This window comes from Hyphomonas sp. UBA4494 (assembly GCF_002388935.1).
Lineage (GTDB): Bacteria > Pseudomonadota > Alphaproteobacteria > Caulobacterales > Hyphomonadaceae > Hyphomonas.
Genome location: NZ_DGNK01000042.1, coordinates 51,431 through 72,846 on the forward strand (window position 1 = coordinate 51,431; position 21,416 = coordinate 72,846).

The window sequence follows — 21,416 nt, forward strand, 5'->3', positions numbered from 1 at the left end:
TTTAAGGGCGTTTGCATGCGGGCGCGAAGCGCCTAAAAAGCCCGCTGGAACAGCAAAGGGAAGCGACCCCCGTGTCCGATATCAGTACGATTGAAAAAGAGGCCCTTGCGGCGATTGAAGCGGCAGGCGACCTGGCTACGCTGGATGATGTGCGCGTGGCCGAACTGGGCAAGAAGGGCCGCGTGTCCGGCCTGATGAGTTCGCTGGGCAAAATGAGCCCGGAAGAGCGCAAGGAAAATGGCCCGAAGCTGAATGCGCTGAAGAACCGCGTCGATGCCGCCGTCCGCGCCCGCAAGGAGGCGCTGGAAGCGGCCGCGCTGGAGGCTCAGTTGGCCAGCGAAACGGTTGACCTGTCCCTACCAGCGGCGCCGGGCCCGAAGGCCGGCGCGTTGCATCCGGTCATGCAGGTGTTCGAAGAAGTCGCCGCCGTCTTCGGCGACATGGGCTTCACGGTGGCCGAAGGCCCGGACATTGAAGACGACTGGCACAATTTCACCGCGCTGAACTTCCCCGAAGGCCATCCGGCGCGCGAGACGCACGACACCTTCTTCATGCATGCGCTGGAAGGCGATGCGCCGAAAGTGCTGCGCACGCACACATCTCCCGTGCAAATCCGCACCATGATGAGCCAGAAGCCACCGATCCGCATTCTCGTGCCGGGCCGGGTCTACCGGAATGACTGGGACGCGACGCACACGCCGATGTTCCATCAGGTCGAAGGCCTCGTCATCGAGAAGAACATTCATATGGGCCACCTCAAGGGCTGCCTGATCGATTTCGTGAAGGCGTTCTTCGAAGTGGATGATGTCGAGGCGCGCTTCCGTCCGCACTTCTTCCCGTTCACTGAGCCGTCGGCAGAAATGGACGTCAAATATACCCGCAAGGGCGAGACGATCGAGATTGGCGCAGGCGACAGCTGGATGGAGATTCTCGGCAGTGGCATGGTGCATCCGAATGTGCTGCGCAATTGCGGGATTGATCCGAACGAATATCAGGGCTTCGCCTTCGGTATGGGCGTCGACCGCCTCGCCATGCTGAAATATGGCATGCCGGACCTTCGCCCATACTTCGAAGCCGACCCGCAATGGACTCGCCATTACGGCTTCGCGCCCTGGTCGACACCGTCCGTCAGTGGCGGCTTGAGCTAGGGAGCAGGGGGCATGGGTACCGGCAATAAAGTGGAAATGCTGATTGCGATCTGCGCGGTGCTGACCAGTGCAATTGCCGTCTTCATCGCCTGGGACCAGGGCCGGGTCATGCGCGCGCAGCAGCATGGTGCTGTCTATCCCGTGATCCAGATCGACGGATTTGTTTCAACGAGTGTCGACACAGCCTCTATGGGTATCCGTGTTTCCAATAGCGGCGTCGGTCCAGCCCTGATCGAGCAGGTCCGCATGCTCAGGAATGGTGAGCCGGTCGCGAGCCTCAACCTTTATGTTGACCGTTTCCCGTCCGGTTATGACCTTTCCTGGACGAGCCTCATCGGCCGGGCCATAGCACCAGGTTCCAACGTGGAGCCGCTCAGGGTCGACTGGTCTCGTGACGATATTTCGGGCGATCAACTTGGCGCCGTTGCCGCAGAGTGGAGCCAGCTGGACGCCGAGATCTGCTACTGCTCGGTTTTCGATAGATGCTGGATAACCCGGGGCCTGGGTATGGGGCGCACGATGGGCCGCGCGGAACGCGTTAAACGCTGCGAACGCAGTGAGGTAGACCTTTTTGAAGCAGTGGCAAACGCGCCGCGCGCTTCAGGCACCGAAACGATTTCGGAAGTGGAATAGACAATGAAATTCACCCTGTCCTGGCTGAACGACCACCTCGCCACCAAGGCGACGCTGGACGATATTCTGGCCCTCATGCTGCAGGCCGGCCTCGAGGTGGAGGAGGTTGTAGACCCGCGCGAGAAGCTGACGGCGTTTACGGTCTGCAAGGTCAAGGCGGCTGAGCCTCATCCGGATGCTGACAAGCTGCGCGTGTGCACGGTGGATACGGTAGATGGCGAGAAGCAGATTGTCTGTGGTGCGCCAAATGCGCGGGCTGGCATGACCGCGATCTATGCGCCGCTCGGCACGTTCATTCCGGGGCTCGACTTCGCGCTCGACAAGAAGCCGCGCAAGATCCGCGGCATCGAGAGCTATGGCATGATGTGCTCCACCAAGGAGATCGAAGCGGGTGAGGACCATGACGGCATCGCTGATCTGGATGATTCCATTCCCCTTGGGACGCCAGCTGCCGATGCGCTCGGTCTTAATGACCCGGTGATCGACTTCGAAGTAACGCCAAATCGGCCGGACTGGCTGGGCGTGCAGGGCATCGCCCGTGACCTGGCTGCGGCCGGGGCAGGACGCTTCCTGCATGCGGACGTCAAGAAAGTCATTGGCAACAAGGAATGTCCGGTCGAAATCCGATTGGAGGCACCTGAGGCGTGCCCGGTCTTCGCCGGAGCTGTGATCGTGGGCGTCAAGAACCGTCCATCGCCAGACTGGATGCAGCAGCGCCTGAAGGCGGTGGGCATCCAGCCGAAATCCCTGCTGGTGGATGTGACGAATTACATCTCGCTTGACCGGGCTCGTCCGTTGCATGCTTACGATGCCGCCAAACTGGCGGGCCCCGTCGTGGCCCGCCTTGGCCGCAAGGGCGAAACGCTGGACGCGCTGGATGGCAAGACCTACAAGGTCGGCGAAGAGATGTGCGTCATCACCGATGACAGCGGCGTCATCGGCCTGGGCGGTGTGATGGGCGGACAATCCACGGCAGTCTCTGACGAGACTGTGGATGTATTCCTTGAAAGCGCCTGGTTCGACCCGCTGCGCACGGCCCGCACAGGCCGCGCGACCGGTATCCACTCTGATGCGCGCTATCGCTTCGAGCGCGGCGTGGATCCGCACAGCTGCCTGGACGGGTTGAACCTCGCCATCGCCTTGATCGTGGAATATGGCGGCGGGGTCGTCTCCAAGCCGAAGGTTGCGGGCGAAGCGCCGGTCAATCCGAACAAGGTGACTTTCTATCCGGCCGATGTGGAGCGCCTGACGGGGCTTACCGTCAAGCCCGCTGACATGCGCCGCATGCTGAAAGACCTTGAGTTCAATATCGAGGATGCTGGCGATGCCTGGTATCTTCGCCCGCCGACCTTCCGCTTTGACATGGAACAATCGGCCGACATCGTGGAAGAAGTTGCGCGCCTGGTCGGGTTTGACCAGCTCCCAACCGCGTCCCTGCCAGCGCCCCAGGGCGGCGTGAAAGCGATTACCACCCCGATGCAGGCCCGCGTGCGCGCGGCCCGCCGGGTGATGGCGTCACGGGGTTTCCTGGAAACTGTCAGCTGGAGCTTCATGGCGAAAGCTGACGCGGCGCTGTTCGGCAAGATCAATGACGCGCTGACGGTTGCCAATCCGGTGGCAAGCGACCTGGACTATATGCGCCCATCCGTGCTCGGAAATCTGGCCAAGGCCGCCCAGCGCGCTGCCAATCATGGCGAGCGCGGCGTTCGCCTGTTCGAGGCTGGGCCAATCTATCTGGGCGATGGCCCGAAAGACCAGCGCAGCGTCGTGGCGGCGCTCGTGCGTCCGCTCAATGAGCGGCACTGGCAAGGTGCGCCTGAACCATATGATTCCTTCGACGCGAAAGCGGACCTGTTTGCAGTGCTTGATGCGCTCGGCCAGCCGGGCGAGCGCTTTCAGGTAGCCGCACCCGCTCAACCGCACTGGCATCCGGGGCAGGCGGCCAGCTTGAAGCTCGGCCCGAAAGTGACGGTGGCGCATTTCGGCCAGCTGCATCCGGGCGTTCTGAAACAGATGGGTGTCGATGGGCCGATGTTTGGCTTCGAACTGAACCTCAATGCGCTGCCGCAGATGAAGGCAAAGAACACCAAGACCAAGCCAGTCTTCGAACGTGCCGAGTTGACGCCGATCCGCCGTGACCTCGCCTTTGTGGTGAATCAGTCTGTCGCGTCTGCAGATCTGGTGCGCCATGCCCAAGGCGCCGACAAGAAGCTGATCTCGAAGGTGGACGTGTTCGATGTTTATGAGGGCACCGGAGTGCCCGAAGGGCAGAAATCGGTCGCCTTTGAAATGACGGTCCAGCCGCTGGAAAAGATGAAAGATGAAGACATCCAGGCCCTGATGGACAAGGTGGTAGCCTCTGTCGCCAAGGGCACAGGCGGCGTGCTAAGAGGCTAGGCAACAAGAACCGTTCTTAGGGGCACTCGCATGGGGCTGTATCGCTGGTTGCATAATGAGCTGGTGCCCGAAGCCCGCAAGTCCGGTATCTCGGTTACCAACTGGATCATTATCAGCCTCGTTCTGGCGAGTTTCCTGTTCCTGGCGCTCGAGACCGAGCCGAACCTGTTGGCCATTCCCGAATGGAAGATGGTATTTGACTGGTTCAATGTTGCGGTTGTCATCATCTTTGCCGTCGAATATGTCCTGCGCGTCGCCATTGCGGGTCTCAGGCCGGAATATGCGGGCTTTGTTGGTCGTCTTCGCTACATTACGCGCTTCTATTCCATCGCAGACCTGCTGGCCTTTCTGCCGGAACTGATCGTGATGGTGGTTGGCGGGGGCATTCCGCTGATTGCATTGCGCGTCTTCCGCCTGTTCCGACTGATCAAGATTGCGCGCTTCGTGCCGGCTTTTGACGTGCTGGGTGCGGCCATGAAGCGGGCGGGAACGCAGCTTCTCACCACGCTCGCCATGGCGCTGGCGCTCGTCTATGTGGCGGCGGTGCTGCTCTATTTCATCGAAGGTGTGGGGCAGGGGCGTGAGGAGTTTGGCTCCATCCCGCGCGCCATCTGGTGGTCCATCGCGACGCTGACCACGGTTGGCTATGGCGACATCTATCCCGTCACCACGCTGGGGCGGATTGCGGCGTCTGTAATTGCTATTGCGGGGATCGGCGTGGTCGCACTGCCGGCAGGCGTGTTCGCCAGTGCCTTTTCGGACGAGCTGCGCGAGCGTCAGTTGCAGAAGCTTCAGGACCGCGTCGAGGCGGCCGAAGCGCAAGCCGGCGCTGCTCCCGAAGAGAGCAGCGCCTGAGCCGTTTAGTCCTGGGCCTTTGAGCCGTTCGCTTCGGACTGGAGCATTGTATACCGCTCGATTCCGATGCGTTCGATCAGGTCGAACTGCGTTTCAAGATAATCCACATGCTCTTCCTCATTGTTGAGGATCTTTCCGAACAGGTCGCGGCTGCCATAGTCGCGGACGCTCTCAGCATATTCCATCGCGTCCTTGAGCAACGGAATCGCGTCGTTTTCCAGTTTCAGGTCGCATTCGAGGATTTCGAAGACTGATTCCCCGATACGCAGCTTTCCGAGGTCCTGGAGATTCGGCAGGCCGCCGAGGAACAGGATGCGCTCGATCAGCCAATCGGCATGCTCCATCTCTTCGATGGATTCCTTGTATTCATAATCGCCCAGCTTGCTGACGCCCCAATCGTGCAGCATGCGCGAATGCAGGAAATACTGGTTGATCGCCGTCAGCTCGTTCTTGAGACACTTGTTCAGAAATTCGATGACCTTCGGGTCGCCTTTCATGGGGAGCTCCTGCTTTGTGGATTTCGTACGGGCCAGCACCTAGGGTGATTGTGTCATGGGATCAACAAAAAATCCAATAAAAACAATTGCATATGAAAGTGCGACACAGTTGCAGCGGCGCCTGAGAACGGTTTGAATCAGGCGTGCATGGCGGGTGATCGCGCAAAGGCCTGCAATTTCAGGGAGTAGCTGCCTATTCGGCGGCGACGAGCGCTGGCGCGGCCGGGCGTTGGTCCATCTCTTCGGAGATGATTTCGCCGATGGAGCAGCTGCATTTTCCGCACTGGAACTTGCACCCGTGATGCGCCTGCACGGCCTTGGGGCTGCGCGCCCCGGCGTCGACGGCGGTGCGGACGCTCTTGCAGTTGATGCGGTTGCAGACACAAATGATCATGAGAACCATTTGCACGAATATGCGAATGATTGTCAATCCGGTTTTTGCGCTTTGTTGCACATGCGGAATGGCCGCCGGGCCTGCGGTCAGGCCTCGGCGGTGTCGTCCCATTGGAACGCGTCTTCGAGGCCGACGCCGAAGACCCGTGCGATGCGGAAGGCGCTTTCGAGGGAGGGGGAGTAGCGGCCCTGTTCGATGGCGATCACGGTTTGCCGCGTCACGCCGATCTCTTTTGCCAGGGCCGCCTGGCTCATCCCGTCATGGGCCTCTCTCAGGGCCTTTACGCGGTTGAGGATAGGGGGGCGTTTGGCCATGCTTACACGCCCCGGCGATAGAACAGGATGGTGAGGGCATATTCGGCCACCTGCGAGGCGATCAGGCTGGCCACCGCGATGTGGAACAACAGATTGCCGTCGCGCTGGAAGTAATAGCTCCACAGGCCAGCAAAGATGCCGAAGCCCAGCACATAACCGGCAATATTGCCCGCGCGGCGCAGCACCTGCTTGTCGCGCTCATCTTCATCGCCGCTGGCCTCGTCCGGGTTGATGACGCCGATGATAATGTGGCTGATCACGGCCCCGACGATCAGCATGATCGTGGCCCCGGCGATCAGGCCGATGACGGGCGGCGCGGTTTCCCCCAGCGCATCCGACAGGGCCCAGACCCTCGACAGGTACCAGTATCCGGTGAGTGAGAGCAGCAGGCCCATGATCCAGGCCGATTTTTCGTGAAAGGACATTTGATGTCTCCATGTCAAAAATTTCTTACACGACCCATATGGTCAAAGATTTTTGACATGTCAAATATTCTTTACAAGAAAGTTCGCACCGCTTGACCGGAACCCCTGCGGCCTCTAGGTCCGGCGGACCTTTCATTTCTCAGTAAAGACAGACATTTCCGATGACCGATCTCTCCACGCTCGCCCATTCCGCTAAGGCCTGGCCGTTCGAGCTTGCCCGCAAGCTGGAACAGCGCGTGGAGCAGCAGATCAAGGCCGGCCAGCGTGAGGCTGGCGACCCTGTGACCTTCGAGACCGGCTATGGCCCGTCAGGCCTGCCGCATATCGGCACGTTCGGCGAAGTCGTGCGCACGACGATGGTGCGCCACGCCTTTGAAGTGCTGACCGGCGGCAAGTACACAACGCGCCTGGGCTGTGTGTCGGATGACATGGACGGGATGCGAAAAGTGCCGCCGACCGTGCCGAACCCGGAAAAGCTGGAGCCGTACCTGCAACAGCCGCTGACGGCTGTGCCGGACCCGTTCGGCACGCATGATTCCTATGGCGCGCACATGAATGCGCGGCTCTGTGCCTTCCTCGACCAGTTCGGATTCGAGTATGAATTCCTGTCGGCGACGGAATGTTACAAGTCCGGCCGGTTCGACGCCATGCTGCTGGAGGCTGCGCGGAGATATCAGGACATCATGGATGTGATGCTGCCCACGCTGGGCGAGGAGCGTCAGGCGACCTACAGCCCGTTCCTGCCAATCCATCCGGACACGGGCGAAGTGCTCTATGTGCCGATGAAGGCCGTAGACGGAGAGAAGGGGACCATCACGTTCGAGGATGCGTCCGGCAAGGAATTCACGCTGCCGGTGACCGGCGGTCATGTAAAGATGCAGTGGAAGCCCGATTTCGGTATGCGCTGGGCCGCGCTCGGCGTGGACTTTGAAATGTTCGGCAAGGACCATCAGGCGAATGCGCCGATCTATTCCAAGATCACCCGCATCCTGGGCGTGCGGCCGCCGGAGCAATATGTCTATGAGATGTTCCTCGACGAAAAAGGAGAGAAGATCTCCAAGACCAAGGGCAATGGCATCTCGGTCGAGGACTGGTTGAAATATGCCCCCGACGAAAGCCTCGGCCTGTTCCAGTTCCAGAAGCCGCGCGTGGCGAAGAAGCTCTATTTCGACGTCATTCCGAAAGCTGTGGACGAATACCTGACTTTTCTTGAGAAGTATCCAAGTGAGGAGCCTGCGCGCCAATTGGAAAATCCGGTCTGGCACATCCATTCCGGCAACCCGCCAGCCGTGACCACGCCGGTCAGCTTTGCGCTGCTGCTGAACCTCGTCGCGGTGGCGAACCCGGAAGACAAGAGCCAGCTCTGGGGCTTCATCTCGCAATATGCGCCGGACGCCTCACCCGAGAAGAACCGGTTGCTCGATGAACTCGCCGGCTATGCGATGAGCTATTATCAGGACTTCGTCCTGCCGCAGAAGACCTATCGTGCGCCGACGGACAAGGAACGCGCGGCGATGGAAGACCTCTCCGCGCGCCTCAAGGCGTTTGACGGTGAGCCGACCTCGGAAAACCTGCAGACGCTGACCTTCTCGGTCGGCAAGGAGCATGAGTTCGAGAATCTGCGCGAATGGTTCCAGGCGCTATATGAAGTCCTGCTCGGCCAGAGCCAGGGCCCGCGCTTCGGCAGCTTCGCGGCGCTATACGGCGTCGCCAATACGGCCCGCCTGATGGATGAGGCGCTGGCGCGGGACTAGTCTGCACGTTTCGTAACACGGCTTAAACATTCATCTGCTCTAGTCTGGCCAGAGCCAGAGGAGCCTTTGCCATGCCTGCCATTCGCCTAATCCTGATCGCCGGCATGCTTGCCACGCTGCCCGCCTGCCTTGCCACCAAGATCGTGACCGTGCCCGTCAGCGTGGCGGGCGACGTGGTCGAGGGCACCGCGAAGGGCGCCTATGCGGTCGGCTCTGGGGTCGTGCACGTCACCGGAGATGCGCTGGACGGCCCAGAGGAGGACGTGAAACTGAAGGTGAAAGTGAAGAAATTTGGCGGCGGCACCAAGACCTATACGCGCACCGTCGAGTCCGACGATATCGAGAAGACGCTCGAAAAAATCGGCAAGAAGGGCACCATTATCGACGTGCAGGTCGAGCCGGCAGAGTAGGGGTCTACTCCGCCGCCGCGATCAGCGTGGTCTTTGCCTTGGGCAGCTTGCCGTCCGGCCAGCCCTTCCAGAGGTCTGCCTCTTTCGCCTTGGCGACTTCGGCGGCAGCTTCCTTCACATGGCCATAGCCGCGAATATCGTCTGGGATTTCGGCGAGCGCCACGGCGAGCTCATGATTCTTTGCGGTCAGTTCCTGCGCGATGCGGGAAAGGCCGGCGAGATAATCGTCACGCAGTTGGCGTTCCATCCGGCGCTCGGCCGTGTAGCCGAACAGGTCAAACTTCGTGCCGCGCAGGCCCTTGAACTTCGCCATCAGCTTGAAGACCTGGAACATCCACGGGCCAAAATGCTTCTTCTTGGCGTGCCCGTTTGCATCCGTCTTTGACAGAATGGGCGGGGCCAGCATCAGGCGGAGTTTGCCGCCCTTGAACTGGCTGGCAATGTATTCAGCAAATTTCCCATCCGTGTAGAGACGGGCCACTTCATACTCGTCCTTGTAGGCCATGACCTTGTAGGCATAGGTGGCGGCTGCGCGACTCAGATTCTCGCCGAGGCCAGCGCCATGTTCTGCGGCGCGCACCTGAGCGACGATGTTGCGATAGGTCTCCGCATAGGCGGCATCCTGATAAGCGGTGAGGCGCGCTGCCCGGTCATCTATCAGCTCGTCCAGCGTCTTCTCTTCGATATGACCGCGTGGGTCATGCTGGGGCAGGAGTCGTTCCGGGTTCGCCGCAGCGATCCGGCCGATATTGAAGGCGGACATGTTGTCTTCCACCTTGGTGCCGTTCAGGCGGATCGCGCGGTAGAGCGCGCGCAGGCTGATCGGCACCTGCCCCTTCTGCCAGGCAAAACCGACCATGATCATGTTCGTATAGATCGCATCATGCAGATAACCGACCGCAAGGGCCTCGGCATCGAAGGCAGCGAAGTCGCGGGCCTGCCGTTTCACGCGCGCGGCGAGGAGATCGCTTTCAAACCGTTTTGACCGGTCCCGGATGAATTCACTGGTTGGCGTTACGTCGGAGTTTGCATAGGCTGCCGTGCGGCCAACATCCATCAGGTTCAGTGCATCGCCCCCCGCCGCCACGACCAGATCGCAAGCAATGATGAGGTCGGCGCTGGCAGGCGGAACCTTGCCGGTCGAAATCAGCTCCGGCTCACGCGCAAAGCGAATGTGGCTAAGCACCGGACCACCCTTCTGGGCAAGGCCGGTCATGTCGAGGCTGGAGGCCGCATGGCCGTCCACATGCGCGGCCATGGCCAGTACGGCGGCGACCGTGGTGACGCCTGTGCCGCCGACGCCGGTGAACAGCACGTTCCACGGCTCAGAGAGGCTGGGCGTTTCCGGCATTGGCAGGCCTGCATCGTCAAACTCCGGACGGGGCTGATCCTGCCAGGCAGGTTCGCCATCCTGGATCGTCACAAAGCTCGGGCAGAAGCCGCGCAAGCAGGAGAGGTCTGTGTTGCAGGTCGACTGGTTGATGCGCCGTTTGCGGCCGAGTTCGGTTTCGACCGGCTCTACTGACAGGCAGTTGGATTTGATCGAACAGTCGCCACAGCCTTCGCAGACTTCGGTGTTGATGACGACGCGCGTACGGTCCGGTGCACGAAGGCCGCGCTTGGACCGGCGGCGCTTTTCGGTGGCGCAGATCTGATCGTAGATCATGACGGAGACGCCCGGAGTTGCGCGCAGCATCACCTGAACCTCGTCCAGCTCTTCGCGATCAAAGATCTTCACGCGGCGCGGCAGGTCTTTCACATTGGCATAGCGGGTCGGGTCTTCGGTGACGATCACGATCGTCTCCACGCCTTCAGCTTCCACCTGCTGCGCGATCTGGGCCGGGGTCTGACCAGACTCGACTGTCTGGCCGCCGGTCATGGCGACAGCGTCATTGTAGAGAATCTTGTAGGTCATGTTCGCGTCGGAAGTCACCGCTGCGCGGATGGCGAGGCTGCCCGAATGGGAATAGGTGCCGTCGCCGAGATTGACGAAGACATGGCCTTCTTCAGTCGCCCAGTGCTGACCAACCCAGGCAATACCTTCGCCGCCCATCTGGCTGGTCATGTCGGTTTTGCGGTCCGGCATGAAGTTCGCCATATAGTGACAGCCGATCCCGGCCAGCGCGCGCGAGCCTTCCGGCACAACGGTGGAGGAATTGTGCGGGCAGCCGGAGCAATAATGCGGGGTGCGAATGGTTTCGGAGGCATTGATGCGCGCCGCTTCGCCAGTCCGGCCAATCCGATCAAAATAGGCGTTGGCGCGGCTGGTATCCCAACCTTCAGGAAGGATCTTCATCAGCGCGCCAGCCATTTCCGGGATGGAGATGGAGGCGATATCGGAGAGCAGGGGGCGTCCCTCGCGATCGCGCTTGCCTTCTACAGTCGGACGTTGGCCATCCGGCAGATCGTAGAGCACCGAGCGTAGCTGATCTTCGATCAGAGGGCGTTTGTGCTCGATCACGACCACACGTTCCAGACCTTTGCAGAACGCCCGGATCCCTTCGGGTTCAAGCGGCCACGGCATGGCCACTTTGTACACGGAGAGACCCAGGCGTCCTGCATCCTGCGGTGACAGGCCGAGCGCCGCGAGCGCCTCGAACACGTCGCGGGCAGCCTGGCCCGTCACGACAACACCGACACGGGGTTTCGGCGAAGGCAGGATGACATTGTCCAGCTTGTTGGCGCGCACATAGGCCTGTGCAGCCGGCAGCTTCACCTGACGCAGGCGCCGCTCCTTATCGAGCGGGCTGTCGCCACGGCGCATATGAACGCCGTCTTCAGGCAGCTGGAAATCAGGAGAGACAAAACTGAACCGGTCAAGATCGACGCTTACCACAGCGCCGGAATCCATTGTGTCTGCGAGAGCGACCAGTCCGGCCCATGCTCCGGAGAAGCGGCTCATGGCCCAGCCATGGATGCCGTAGTCCAGCACGTCCTGGATGGAGGCGGGGTTCAGTACCGGGATCTCCGCGTCGGCCATCGCGAACTCTGATTGCGAGGGCAGGGTGGAGGACTTGCAATTATGGTCGTCGCCGATGATGGCGAGTACGCCGCCATGGTCGGAGGCGCCAGCGGCGTTGGCGTGTTTGAATACATCGCCCGTCCGGTCTACGCCAGGGGCCTTGCCGTACCACACGCCGAACAGGCCATCATACTTCGCGCCGGGGAACAGGCCGAGCTGCTGGCTGCCCCACACAGCGGTGGCACCGAGGTCTTCATTCAGACCTTCCCAGAATTTGATGTCATGGGAATCCAGCCATTTTTGAGCGGCGCGAAGCTGTTGATCGTAACCGCCCAGCGGCGATCCGCGGTATCCAGAGATGAAACCGGCTGTGTTGAGGCCCATGCCCAGATCAAGGCGTTTTCGATCAAGTGGCAGGCGAACAATCGCCTGAATCCCTGTCATGAAGGCTTTTCCCTCGACAAGCTCGTATTTGTCGTCCAGCGTGACTTCGCGGTGTTGCATAGCATGCCTATCTGATGGGTTTAGGCAGATTATTGGTCAAACCGCGTGAAATTGCTTGCCTATCTTGCGCAAATTTTGCTATTCCGGGGTAAAATTTACCGGATAACCTAAGAGAGCGAGCAAAATTGGCCCAAGAATTAGATGCTGTAGATGCGCGAATACTGGACATCATCCAGCATGATGCCGGCTTGTCTGTCGCCGAAATTGCCGACCGGGTCGGCTTGTCCTCATCGCCTTGTTGGCGGCGTATCAAGCGCATGGAAGAGGCCGGCTTCATTACAGGCCGGGTGACCCTGCTGGACAATAACTCACTCGGGCTGAATTTCGAAGTCATGGCGAGCGTCAAACTGGCGCTTCCGAGCCGGGAAAATCTCGATGCTTTCGAACAGATGGTTCAGGCTTGGCCGGAAGTCATCGAATGCATGACGGTTACAGGTGCGGTCGACTACATGATCCACATCATCACGACCGACATGCACGCTTATGACAATTTCCTGCGGGACAATCTGCTAGGCTCAGCCCTCGTGTCGGATGTGCAATCACGTATCGTGATCCGGGTCGCAAAGCGTACGACTGCCCTGCCGCTTGATCTGGTTGAAGATATCAAGAAGCCTGCCTCTGCTTGACCGATGACGCTAGCGCCTGGACTATGGATGCCATGATCCGCGCCGCGATATCCCTCTCACTTCTTGCCGTACTGGTGCTGCCATCATCGGCCGCACCGCTATCGCCAGAGGAGTTACAACAGAAGGTCGAAACGGTTCGGGAAGATGCCGGGCTGGTGGCTCTTGGGGCTGTCATCGCCAACGCCGATGGGGACATTCTTGGTCTCGCGGTCGATGGAGAGCGCGTGAAGGGCAGCCGGGATGCTGTCGAGCAGGACGACGCCTGGCATATCGGCTCCAACACGAAGATGCTGACCGCGCTGCTTTACGGTCGGCTCGTAGAGCAGGGTGAAGCGAGTTGGGGTGCGACCCTGCCAGAGTTGTTGCCAGACCTTGCCGACGAGATGGATCCGGCCTGGGGCGATGTGACGATTGAGCATCTGCTTTCTCACCGGAGCGGACTTGCCGCCAATCCCGGTATGATGTGGTTCCTGACCAGTCGCGGCTCCAATGGTCCTGTTGAAACTCAGCGCACTGCTTTGGCGCGAGGTTTTTTGACAAAGCCGCCTGCTGGCAAAACGGGAACATTTACCTATTCCAATCTTGGTTACATGATTGCGGGGGCAGCACTGGACCGGATAGCCTTGCGGCTAGGGCACGAGAATTACGAGACATTGTTCCTGTTCACGCTTGTACCCCGGAATGAAGGTTGGGGGTTCGGACCACCGCCGACGGGGATTGAAGGCCACGCAAAAGGCCTGTTCGGAGGTTTGAAAGGCCAGGGCACAGGCAGCGGAGCGGATAACCCGGCCGCGCTGGCACCCGCTGGCACGTTACATGTGCCGTTGGCCGCGCATGCGCGCTTTGTCAGCGGCTTTCTGGAAGCAGATGAGACCGAGCAGAAACTGCTTACGCCATATCCAACCGCGGGATCCGACTATGCGTTGGGGTGGGGCGTCTCAGCGCCGTGTCCGCATGGACGTCTCTTCGCCCATAACGGGTCGAATACGATGTGGTTGTCGTCGGTTTACCTGCTGCCAGATGCAGGTCTTGTCGTAATTGTGAACACAAACAGTTTCAGTGATGAGGGCGTTGCGGCGGTCAATAAGCTCGCTCGGGAACTGGCAGACGCATTTGCCGAATAGTCTTACGGCATGTCCACATATGTGACGTGTCCATCAGACTCATTCAGTATGCGGGGTTCGCCACCCGGCCAGACTTGCAGTCGGGTCTGCATGCGCGGAGACGCGCGGTCTCCTCCAAACAGGGATTCCGGTTCAAAGCAAAGCCAGGCGAGGGGGGCAGTCTCGGTGGTAGCTGCGCCCGCTTCTTCGATCAGTCGCTTCATGCGTGCAACATCTTCTTTTGACGGATAGACAAGGAAGACTGAGTGATAAATGACTGTCAGGCCCTCTGAGGGGCGTTTGGTCAGTTTCTGGGCGAGCCAGTCAACCGCATCCGCCTGTTCCACGCGAACGCCCATATGTCTGGCCAATTCTGCCGCCGCATCCAGACGGGCCAGTCGTCCAGCCTGGTCTGGCCAAGTGTAGGATTTGAGCCGCAGGAAGGCGGCCTCATTTGTCAGGTCAATCGGGTTCAGGTCGCAAGCGGCGCGTGAAGCAATGACTGGAGCGGCGTCGAGATGTGCGGGCTCGGGTCCGTTCCAGATCGTGGATATCGTGACGTCGCTCGCGCCCGGTCGTTGCCAGATTCCGCCATCATAGGTGAACCGATCCCAATTCTGGTTGAGGCCCGCACTCGCGCCGAGCTCAAGCAGGTGCATGGGCATACGGTAGGTTGCGGCAAGTTCGAGAAAACCGGGCAGGAGCGCAATCGACCGGCGGGTCTCATTGGTCTGCGGGGGACTCTTGATGAAGGTGCGGATGTCGGGGATGTGCGCCGCAAGCCAAGGCTGGGCCTCGGCCCAGACAGCCTCCATCTTCCACTCCGCCAGATGGCCGGGATAAGTCGCGGCAAGAGCAGGTGCTGCGTTGGTTAGCACGGCATGGTGAAGGGCACCGGCCAGCCTGAGGCCAAGGGCATCCTTGCGGGGATTGCCGGTCCAGTCGGCGCAGATATCCGCGACCGGGCCATTGGCCTCAAAATCTTCGGCAAATTTCCGGAGCAGGGCCGCAGTGAAAGGAGAGCCCAGATCCTCGCACCATCTCGCCTGTTCGGTGAAATGGTCGAGGATCCGGGTTTCATCCAGCATGCCGGACCCCTAGTAGCGTTCGAGCGCCATCGCGATGCCTTCGCCGCCACCAATACAGAGACTGGCCATGCCTTTTTTCAGGCCACGATCTTCCATGGCCGCGAGCAGTGTGACGATCAAACGAGCGCCGGAAGCGCCGATCGGGTGACCCATGGCGCAGGCACCGCCATTCACGTTCAGCTTGTCGTGCGAGATGCCCATTTCCTTCATGGCGATCATTGGAACGACCGCGAAGGCTTCGTTGACTTCCCAAAGCTCGACATCGTCGACGCTCCAGCCAGCCTTTTCCAAGGCTTTCTTCATGGCAGGCACTGGTGCGGTCGTGAAGTATTCAGGCTCGTGAGCGTGGCTGGACGAAGACACGATCTTGGCCAGCGGATTGAGACCGCGTTTCTTGGCTTCAGATTCGCGCATCAGGACGAGCGCAGCTGCGCCATCTGAAATAGCTGAGGCATTGGCTGCGGTAACGGTGCCGTCCTTGGAGAAGGCCGGGCGCAGCGACGGGATTTTTTCCGGCATCGCAGTGCGAGGCAGTTCATCAGTGTCGACGACCGTTTCGCCCTTGCGGGTCTTGATGGTGACGGACGCGATTTCGTCCTTGAACTTGCCGCCCTTCTGCGCCGCTTCTGCCTTGTTCTGCGAAGCGACGGCGAAGGTGTCCTGTTCGTCGCGCGTGATCTGCCAGCGGGCGGCGACGTTCTCGGCGGTCTGTCCCATGTGGTAGCCGTTGAAGGCGTCCCACAGGCCNNCCTTGCGGGTCTTGATGGTGACCGGGGCAATCTCGCGCTTGAACTTGCCTTCTTTCGTTGCGTTCTGTGCGCGCGACAGCGTTTCCAGCGCGTAGGCATCCTGTTGCTCGCGTGTGAACTGGTACTCACCCGCGATCATGTCGGCGAATTCGCCCATGGGGCCGCCCTTGTAGGCGTCGGACAAGCCGTCGAGCGCCATATGGTCCTGAGCGTTCATGGTGCCGTATTTATGGCCCTTGCGGACGTTCAGCAGGTGCGGTGCGTTGGTCATGGATTCCATGCCGCCAGCGATCACGATGTTTGCGTCGCCCGCCAGAATGGCATTGCGGCCCATGACGGCAGCTTGCATGCCGGAGCCGCACATCTTGTTGATCGTTGTGGCTTCAAGGCCCTTGTCCTGACCGGATTTGAAACCTGCCTGACGGGCAGGAGCTTGGCCCTGGCCAGCGGGAAGGCAGTTGCCCATGATGATTTCATTCGCCTCGCCGGGGGCCAGCTTTGCTTCGCTGACAGCTTTCTCGATGGCAATGGCGCCCAACTCACTGGCAGTCAGGCTGGCAAGGTCGCCGAGCAGGCCACCCATGGGCGTGCGGCCCATACCGACGATGACGACGGGATCTTGTTCAGACATGGAGTTTCCTTCCGCTATGGATTTTTTTTTGCAGGTGCGAACACAAAGCGCGTCCGGGCCTCACTCGTCAAGAGTTCACGAAACGCGATTGGCGGAGATTTTTTCATCGAACGGGGCGCGCAATCGAGAAGTTGTCGCCGTTCTATTGTAATGCCAGTGCATTTTCGGCTTCAATGAAAGCCACGAGAGCAATCTGGTGAAAATGTCGCTGGGGATGGGTACCTTAAATGGCAAGTTCGACTTATGCCTTGGCGCGCAGAATGCTTCCATCTCGGATGTTCTATGCTGGTCGGCAATTGTCCCGGCGCCTCCGCAAGTTCCGTCTCCACGAACGTTATACCGCGAAATTTCCGAGCCGACGCGATCTGAAAATATTCTCGATATCGCCAGACGCAGAGTTGCACGTCTTCTGGAAAGTCCTGCCCATTGGGCGCGGGCCCGCGTTTTCGCTTTTCATCCACGAAGACGAAGTCCTCCGCTTCGATTGTTTCGGCGAGGATGAGGGCCATTATCACGCGCATTTCGAGCGGGGCTGGAGCGCGGCCCAAACTCGAATGTATTTCTTTGAAGCAAGCGAAAGCGAACAGATAGACCGAGTTGAATTCGAGCTTTTGAACAATCTCGACTACTATCTCCAACGACACCCGTGGGCACGTATTCGCGCAGTGCGCCTGGATAGAGGGCAGCTTGAAACAGCGTGTGCTGCAGCCGGTGAGCAGGCGCGGGCCTTTCTGCGATCCATTCCCGAACTTGCCGTACCGGCAGGATCACTCCGGTCGTGAAGTGGCGCGCCTGATAGGCGTCATCCGCCGAGGGCCGCCTCGATATCTGCCACGAGTTCCGGATCCGATGGGGTAGTGGCAGAGGGGTAGGCCTTGAGCGGTGTGCCGTCGCCATCGACGAGAATTTTATGGAAATTCCATTTCGGCTGCGCGGCCTCGCCAAGCATGTCCACGGCATTCAAATAGAATGGGTGCTCATCAGCGCCCGTCACAGCGTATTTCTTTGTCAGCGGGAATGTCACGCCGAAATTCAGCTGGCAGAACGTCTGGACCTCTTCCTCGGTCCCGGGTTCCTGCCCGCCGAAATCATTTGAAGGGATGCCTAGAATGACGAGCCCTTCCGCTCGCTTCGCTTCATACAGTGCCTGAAGGCCCTCATACTGTTTGGTGTAGCCGCATTTGGAGGCTGTATTCACGACGAGGATCGCCTTTGCATCGAGTGCTTCAAGGTCGACTGGCTTTCCATCAATGCTCGTAAATTGCGTTGCCGTCATGGAAGGGGTTTCCGAATTGCTAGGGGATTGTGCCTGGCTTCCTGTCGGGACTGCCAGGACAAGGCAAACGACGGCGAGGGCTGGGACAAGGAATTGGCGCATGGGGGCAGGTTCCTGTGCATCTGACGTCAGATGATAGGGCAAACCACGCAGCTGTCACGTCTTCCTATCGAACAGGCCGTGGATCGGTTGCATCCAGCCGGATTGCCGCCTCGATGATTTGATCCAGTTGGGCGTCGATCTGATCGACCGAATGGACTTTTACATGGCGCAGAGCCTTGCCGGTGCCTTCGATCCGATCTGGAAAGGACGGCGCAAGTTCGGCACCATAGAATATCTGGAGATTGCAGCGGTCCTTGTATGCCGCAATCGAGAATATCCGCTCGGTCCCACTCCAACACGGAAAGCCCCAGGCGAGCTTGCAGGTCAGGCCGGGGCCTGCCCGCTCAATGCGCGCTCGGAGGCTTTCCGCAATCTCGAATTGGGCCGGATCGAGTTCCGAAAACCAGGTTTCCGTCGTCTTGGCCACGAATGGGGCCTACTTCTTCTTTGCGCGCTTGGCTTTGTCGTCGGCCTTGGGCGGCATTACTTCGAACGTCATCTGGAGGTTCACGCGATACTTTTCGATCTTGCCGTTCTTGATTGTGGTGTACATTTCGTTGACGTAAGCCGATGCGAGGCCTTTGACGGTGGCGTCAAAGCGTGTGACCGCTGTCTGAATCGCATCCTCGAAGGATTTGGTCGATTCCGACATGATCTGTTCTGATTTCATGATGGCCATGGTGCGTCCCTTTCGCGTTGAAAAGGTCATTCAAGACCTTTTAGGCCCAAAAGCCAAATGAACATTGGGAAGGGACGGGTGCGACCCTAGATGGTCGTGAGTTGAAAACCCGCTTCAGAACCTTTTTGCCAGACAACGCGTGCGGGGCCCTGCAGGCCCACTCCCTTGGCATGAAGGGTCACGAATTCAGGCATGCCCTCATTGGTCGGAAACCGGAGGCGAACGCCTGTGTCAGAATAGTCCAGAACGATACCGCGACGCTTGTAGCCGGATTCGTAAACGACATTTGCTTCCCGATAGACCGATGCACGGACGGGACGTGGCCGTTCTTTTACGGGCGTCACCATCTGTTCTACGCGCGCAGAGGCGGGAGCCTCGGAATCGGAACTTGATGTCTTGAACAGGCGGTTTAGCAATTTCATTTTGGGCGGAATCCTTATCCGAAGATTTTCTTGCAACCGCCATGCCAAATCAGGCTGCTCGGTCAGAATATACCCAAACTTCTTCAAGACAAGTAAAGAAGCAGCACTCTAAAGCGCTGCTTCTGTAGTGTATGCTACGGTTTATAACCGTTTACCAAATCCGGATGCGCTGCTCAGGCGGCAGGTACATCTCGTCATCTTCCGTAACGTCAAAGGCTTCGTACCATTCTGCCATGTTCTGAACGACGCCGTTTACCCGGTAAACGGGTGGGGAATGTGGGTCTGTCAGCAGCTGGCGACGGGTTGCCTCTTCGCGGTACTTGGACCGCCAGACCTGGGCCCAGGCCAGGAAGAAGCGCTGATCACCGCTCAGTCCGTCCAGCACAGGCGCTTCCTCATCCGGGCTGATCGTGCCGTTGCCATCTGTGTCGAGGCTGAGCTTGTAGGCCTTGTATGCCATCGAAAGACCGCCGAGATCGCCGATATTCTCGCCGAGTGTCAGCGCGCCATTCACACAGGTTTCCCCATCGTCCAGGGGACAGAAAGCATTATATTGCTCTACCAGCGCGCCGGTCTTGGCCTTGAAATTGGATTCGTCTTCAGCGGTCCACCAATTGCGGAGCGTGCCATTTCCGTCGGATTTGGCGCCCTGATCATCGAAGCCGTGGCCCATTTCGTGACCAATGACGCCGCCGATCGCACCATAATTGACGGCGGGGTCTGCAGTCAGATTGAAGAAAGGCGGCTGAAGGATGGCGGCGGGAAACACGATTTCGTTCCGGTTGGGCGAATAATAGGCGTTCACCGTCTGGGGCAACATGAACCATTCGGTCTTGTCGATCGGCTGGCCGAGCTGGGAGATCATGTCCTTCCAGGCCCAGTCATTCACCGCCATGGAGTTGGCGAAGGCGTCCGGGCCCACATTCAGGTCCGCATAGGTCTCGAAGTTCTCCGGATATCCGATTTTTGGGGTGAATTTGGCGAGCTTGTCATGTGCTTCTGTCTTCGTGTCGTCGCCCATCCAGTCGATCTCATCGAGATTGCTGGCCATGGCCGCTCGCAAATTCTCTACCAGATCGTCCATGGCTGCCTTGTTCTCGCTCGGGAAGAAGCGCTCGGCATAGACTTTGCCGACACCTTCTCCGACGGAGCCTTCGACGGTTGAGACTGCACGCTTCCAGCGCTCGCGCTGTTCTTCGGCACCGCCCAGTTTCTTGCCATAAAATTCGAAGGTCGCCTCATCCAGGCGGCGGGGCAGGACATCGGCGTGATCGATCAGGAAGTGGGCCGCTAGATAAGCCTTCCAGTCCTCAAGTGAGGCGGTTTGCATGATCTCGAACAGGCCGCCTATGCCGCCGCCCGAGACTTTTTCGATCTGTTCCGCGGTGAGCCCGTTTTCTGCGATCTCTTCGGCTGTCGGAGTGACCTGGCGCACGACAAAGGATTCTTCGCTGTTCAGGCCAAGGTCCATGAGCATCGTCGCCACCGGGAAGTCTCCGGCGAGCTGTTCCAACTCTGCGCGGCTCATCTTGTTGTAGGTGAGGTTGCGATTCCGGCCTGTTGCGCGGTCCCAATGGGCGCGAGCAATACGGGTCTCGAGCGCGATCACGCGGTCTGCCGCCGCCTCGGCCTCCTCATGGCCTGCTTCTGTCAGCAGGGTGGTCAGCATGGCTTTGTAGGCCGCGCGGATTTCAAGGTTTTTCTCTGTATCGTCGAGATAATAGTCACGGTCGCCAATGCCGAGCCCGGCTTGGGTCACATAGAAGATGTACTGGTCGGTCTGCTTGGAATCGACATCGACCCAGCCCGCGATAGGGGAGGCGTAGCCCGTTGCCGCAAACAGCTTGGCGAGGTCTTCCCGGCTATCGATATTCTTGATCTTGCTGAGATAGGGCGTGGCGGGCGCGAGGCCAGCGGTTTCGATACCGCTCGTGTCCATATAGGCGTTGTAGACAGAGGCGACCTTGCCTTCGAGTGTGGCCGGATCAGGTTCGGCTTCGGCAAGCTCCTGAATGATATTGAGTACGCGTTGCTCTGACTTTTCAGCCAGCAGAGTGAAGGCGCCATAACGTGTGCGATCACTCGGGATAACGAAACTGTCGAGCCATTTGCCATTGGCATAGGCATAGAAATTATCGCCGGGTGCGATGGAGTCATCGCGCAATGTGAGGTCAACACCCCAGTCCCCCCAATAGTCAGCAGCAGACAGCTCCAGGCCTTCTGCGGTGACATATTTGCCTGCTTCGTTCGGCGTGTTCGAGGATGTTGATGTTACTGTCGCAGGCTCTGCTGACTGACCGGTGTCTTCCGTAGATGCCGGCGAACAGGCGGTGAGGAGGGCAATGGTCGCTGCCCCGAGCATGAGGTGTTTCATTTAAGGTCTCTCCAGTAATATGGATAAAGGCCCGACGCTTGATCCGGGCGGGCCTTTACCGTGTTGCGTACAT

The 21,416-nt window shown here is 59.4% G+C and carries 20 protein-coding genes and 2 pseudogenes; 9 read left to right on the forward strand and 13 right to left on the reverse strand.

Features of this window, described 5'->3' with window-relative positions; translation table 11 throughout:
- Positions 1–71: 71 nt before the first annotated feature.
- From pheS to B2P82_RS15950, 4 genes are read left to right on the forward strand one after another with little or no spacing between them, the layout of a single operon-like run.
- Positions 72–1,148, forward strand: a complete 1,077-nt coding sequence (gene pheS, locus B2P82_RS15935) for a phenylalanine--tRNA ligase subunit alpha (protein ID WP_290497995.1) — start codon at positions 72–74, stop codon at positions 1,146–1,148.
- Positions 1,149–1,160: 12 nt separating this feature from the next.
- Positions 1,161–1,781, forward strand: coding sequence for a hypothetical protein (locus tag B2P82_RS15940; RefSeq protein ID WP_290497996.1), 621 nt, complete (start codon positions 1,161–1,163; stop codon positions 1,779–1,781).
- Between the two features lie 3 nt (positions 1,782–1,784).
- A complete protein-coding gene (pheT, locus tag B2P82_RS15945) occupies positions 1,785–4,178 on the forward strand; it encodes a phenylalanine--tRNA ligase subunit beta (protein WP_290497998.1) in 2,394 nt (797 codons plus the stop codon).
- A 30-nt stretch (positions 4,179–4,208) separates the two neighbouring features.
- Complete coding sequence (locus B2P82_RS15950) at positions 4,209–5,033, forward strand: ion transporter (RefSeq protein ID WP_290497999.1); 825 nt, start codon at positions 4,209–4,211, stop codon at positions 5,031–5,033.
- A gap of 5 nt (positions 5,034–5,038) precedes the next feature.
- Here B2P82_RS15950 and bfr read toward each other — a convergent pair whose 3' ends face one another.
- The 4 genes from bfr to B2P82_RS15970 all read right to left on the reverse strand — a co-directional run bounded on the left by bfr (position 5,039) and on the right by B2P82_RS15970 (position 6,663).
- Complete coding sequence (gene bfr, locus B2P82_RS15955) at positions 5,039–5,530, reverse strand: bacterioferritin (protein ID WP_034816470.1); 492 nt, start codon at positions 5,528–5,530, stop codon at positions 5,039–5,041.
- Between the two features lie 193 nt (positions 5,531–5,723).
- Positions 5,724–6,035: a (2Fe-2S)-binding protein gene (locus tag B2P82_RS15960; protein WP_290498001.1), complete on the reverse strand. Its 312-nt coding sequence runs from the start codon at positions 6,033–6,035 to the stop codon at positions 5,724–5,726.
- Positions 6,011–6,238 carry a helix-turn-helix transcriptional regulator gene (locus B2P82_RS15965; RefSeq protein WP_290498003.1) on the reverse strand — a complete coding sequence of 76 codons (228 nt, stop codon included), beginning with the start codon at positions 6,236–6,238 and terminating at the stop codon, positions 6,011–6,013. Before B2P82_RS15965 ends, B2P82_RS15960 begins: the two co-directional genes overlap by 25 nt.
- 2 nt (positions 6,239–6,240) lie before the next feature.
- Positions 6,241–6,663, reverse strand: a complete 423-nt coding sequence (locus B2P82_RS15970) for a hypothetical protein (protein ID WP_290498004.1) — start codon at positions 6,661–6,663, stop codon at positions 6,241–6,243.
- 161 nt (positions 6,664–6,824) lie between these two features.
- On the opposite strand from B2P82_RS15970, the gene B2P82_RS15975 reads away from it, so the two are divergent.
- Together B2P82_RS15975 and B2P82_RS15980 are read left to right on the forward strand one after the other, a co-directional pair.
- The gene (locus B2P82_RS15975; protein ID WP_290498006.1) at positions 6,825–8,417 is read left to right on the forward strand and encodes a lysine--tRNA ligase; all 1,593 of its coding nucleotides are present in this window, start codon (positions 6,825–6,827) and stop codon (positions 8,415–8,417) included.
- Positions 8,418–8,488: 71 nt separating this feature from the next.
- Positions 8,489–8,827 (forward strand): hypothetical protein, encoded by a 339-nt coding sequence (locus tag B2P82_RS15980; RefSeq protein WP_206992182.1) that lies wholly within the window; start codon positions 8,489–8,491, stop codon positions 8,825–8,827.
- 4 nt (positions 8,828–8,831) lie between these two features.
- Here the strand turns inward: B2P82_RS15980 and B2P82_RS15985 are convergent, their stop codons facing one another.
- A complete protein-coding gene (locus B2P82_RS15985) occupies positions 8,832–12,293 on the reverse strand; it encodes an indolepyruvate ferredoxin oxidoreductase family protein (protein WP_290498008.1) in 3,462 nt (1,153 codons plus the stop codon).
- Positions 12,294–12,418: 125 nt separating this feature from the next.
- Between B2P82_RS15985 and B2P82_RS15990 the strand changes: the two genes are divergently transcribed.
- Both B2P82_RS15990 and B2P82_RS15995 read left to right on the forward strand, forming a co-directional pair.
- Entirely contained in the window at positions 12,419–12,919 is a 501-nt protein-coding gene (locus tag B2P82_RS15990) for an Lrp/AsnC family transcriptional regulator (RefSeq protein WP_034816488.1), read from the forward strand.
- A complete protein-coding gene (locus B2P82_RS15995; protein ID WP_290498010.1) occupies positions 12,916–14,043 on the forward strand; it encodes a serine hydrolase domain-containing protein in 1,128 nt (375 codons plus the stop codon). The genes B2P82_RS15990 and B2P82_RS15995 overlap by 4 nt, the downstream gene beginning before the upstream one ends.
- A 2-nt stretch (positions 14,044–14,045) precedes the next feature.
- On the opposite strand, the gene B2P82_RS16000 is transcribed toward B2P82_RS15995, so the two are convergent.
- From B2P82_RS16000 to B2P82_RS17110, 3 genes and pseudogenes are all read right to left on the reverse strand, one after another.
- Positions 14,046–15,110, reverse strand: coding sequence for a DUF2332 domain-containing protein (locus B2P82_RS16000; RefSeq protein ID WP_290498012.1), 1,065 nt, complete (start codon positions 15,108–15,110; stop codon positions 14,046–14,048).
- Between the two features lie 9 nt (positions 15,111–15,119).
- Positions 15,120–15,857, reverse strand: a pseudogene (locus B2P82_RS17105) (thiolase family protein); the annotation flags it as partial.
- A 15-nt stretch (positions 15,858–15,872) separates the two neighbouring features.
- A pseudogene (locus tag B2P82_RS17110) lies at positions 15,873–16,490 on the reverse strand (thiolase family protein); the annotation flags it as partial.
- 227 nt (positions 16,491–16,717) lie between these two features.
- Between B2P82_RS17110 and B2P82_RS16010 the strand changes: the two are divergent.
- Positions 16,718–17,272, forward strand: a complete 555-nt coding sequence (locus tag B2P82_RS16010) for a hypothetical protein (protein ID WP_290498016.1) — start codon at positions 16,718–16,720, stop codon at positions 17,270–17,272.
- A 20-nt stretch (positions 17,273–17,292) separates the two neighbouring features.
- Here B2P82_RS16010 and B2P82_RS16015 read toward each other — a convergent pair whose 3' ends face one another.
- The 5 genes from B2P82_RS16015 to B2P82_RS16035 form a co-directional block, all read right to left on the reverse strand.
- Complete coding sequence (locus tag B2P82_RS16015) at positions 17,293–17,766, reverse strand: glutathione peroxidase (RefSeq protein WP_233347836.1); 474 nt, start codon at positions 17,764–17,766, stop codon at positions 17,293–17,295.
- 166 nt (positions 17,767–17,932) lie between these two features.
- Positions 17,933–18,295: a DUF1801 domain-containing protein gene (locus B2P82_RS16020; protein WP_206992188.1), complete on the reverse strand. Its 363-nt coding sequence runs from the start codon at positions 18,293–18,295 to the stop codon at positions 17,933–17,935.
- Positions 18,296–18,304: 9 nt separating this feature from the next.
- Positions 18,305–18,547, reverse strand: coding sequence for a dodecin family protein (locus tag B2P82_RS16025; protein ID WP_206992189.1), 243 nt, complete (start codon positions 18,545–18,547; stop codon positions 18,305–18,307).
- 86 nt (positions 18,548–18,633) lie between these two features.
- On the reverse strand, positions 18,634–18,969 hold the full coding sequence (locus B2P82_RS16030; protein WP_034816508.1) for a PilZ domain-containing protein: 336 nt from the start codon (positions 18,967–18,969) through the stop codon (positions 18,634–18,636).
- Between the two features lie 151 nt (positions 18,970–19,120).
- A complete protein-coding gene (locus B2P82_RS16035) occupies positions 19,121–21,343 on the reverse strand; it encodes a M13 family metallopeptidase (RefSeq protein WP_290498019.1) in 2,223 nt (740 codons plus the stop codon).
- Positions 21,344–21,416 lie beyond the last annotated feature (73 nt).

Coding starts and splice junctions, on each gene's coding strand:
- B2P82_RS15940 (WP_290497996.1), top strand. CDS start 1,161: ATGGGTACCGGCAATAAAGTGGAAATGCTGATTGCGATCTGCGCGGTG.
- pheT (WP_290497998.1), top strand. CDS start 1,785: ATGAAATTCACCCTGTCCTGGCTGAACGACCACCTCGCCACCAAGGCG.
- B2P82_RS15950 (WP_290497999.1), top strand. CDS start 4,209: ATGGGGCTGTATCGCTGGTTGCATAATGAGCTGGTGCCCGAAGCCCGC.
- bfr (WP_034816470.1), bottom strand. CDS start 5,530: ATGAAAGGCGACCCGAAGGTCATCGAATTTCTGAACAAGTGTCTCAAG.
- B2P82_RS15960 (WP_290498001.1), bottom strand. CDS start 6,035: ATGGGACGACACCGCCGAGGCCTGACCGCAGGCCCGGCGGCCATTCCG.
- B2P82_RS15965 (WP_290498003.1), bottom strand. CDS start 6,238: ATGGCCAAACGCCCCCCTATCCTCAACCGCGTAAAGGCCCTGAGAGAG.
- B2P82_RS15970 (WP_290498004.1), bottom strand. CDS start 6,663: ATGTCCTTTCACGAAAAATCGGCCTGGATCATGGGCCTGCTGCTCTCA.
- B2P82_RS15975 (WP_290498006.1), top strand. CDS start 6,825: ATGACCGATCTCTCCACGCTCGCCCATTCCGCTAAGGCCTGGCCGTTC.
- B2P82_RS15980 (WP_206992182.1), top strand. CDS start 8,489: ATGCCTGCCATTCGCCTAATCCTGATCGCCGGCATGCTTGCCACGCTG.
- B2P82_RS15985 (WP_290498008.1), bottom strand. CDS start 12,293: ATGCAACACCGCGAAGTCACGCTGGACGACAAATACGAGCTTGTCGAG.
- B2P82_RS16000 (WP_290498012.1), bottom strand. CDS start 15,110: ATGCTGGATGAAACCCGGATCCTCGACCATTTCACCGAACAGGCGAGA.
- B2P82_RS16010 (WP_290498016.1), top strand. CDS start 16,718: ATGGCAAGTTCGACTTATGCCTTGGCGCGCAGAATGCTTCCATCTCGG.
- B2P82_RS16015 (WP_233347836.1), bottom strand. CDS start 17,766: ATGACGGCAACGCAATTTACGAGCATTGATGGAAAGCCAGTCGACCTT.
- B2P82_RS16025 (WP_206992189.1), bottom strand. CDS start 18,547: ATGGCCATCATGAAATCAGAACAGATCATGTCGGAATCGACCAAATCC.
- B2P82_RS16030 (WP_034816508.1), bottom strand. CDS start 18,969: ATGAAATTGCTAAACCGCCTGTTCAAGACATCAAGTTCCGATTCCGAG.
- B2P82_RS16035 (WP_290498019.1), bottom strand. CDS start 21,343: ATGAAACACCTCATGCTCGGGGCAGCGACCATTGCCCTCCTCACCGCC.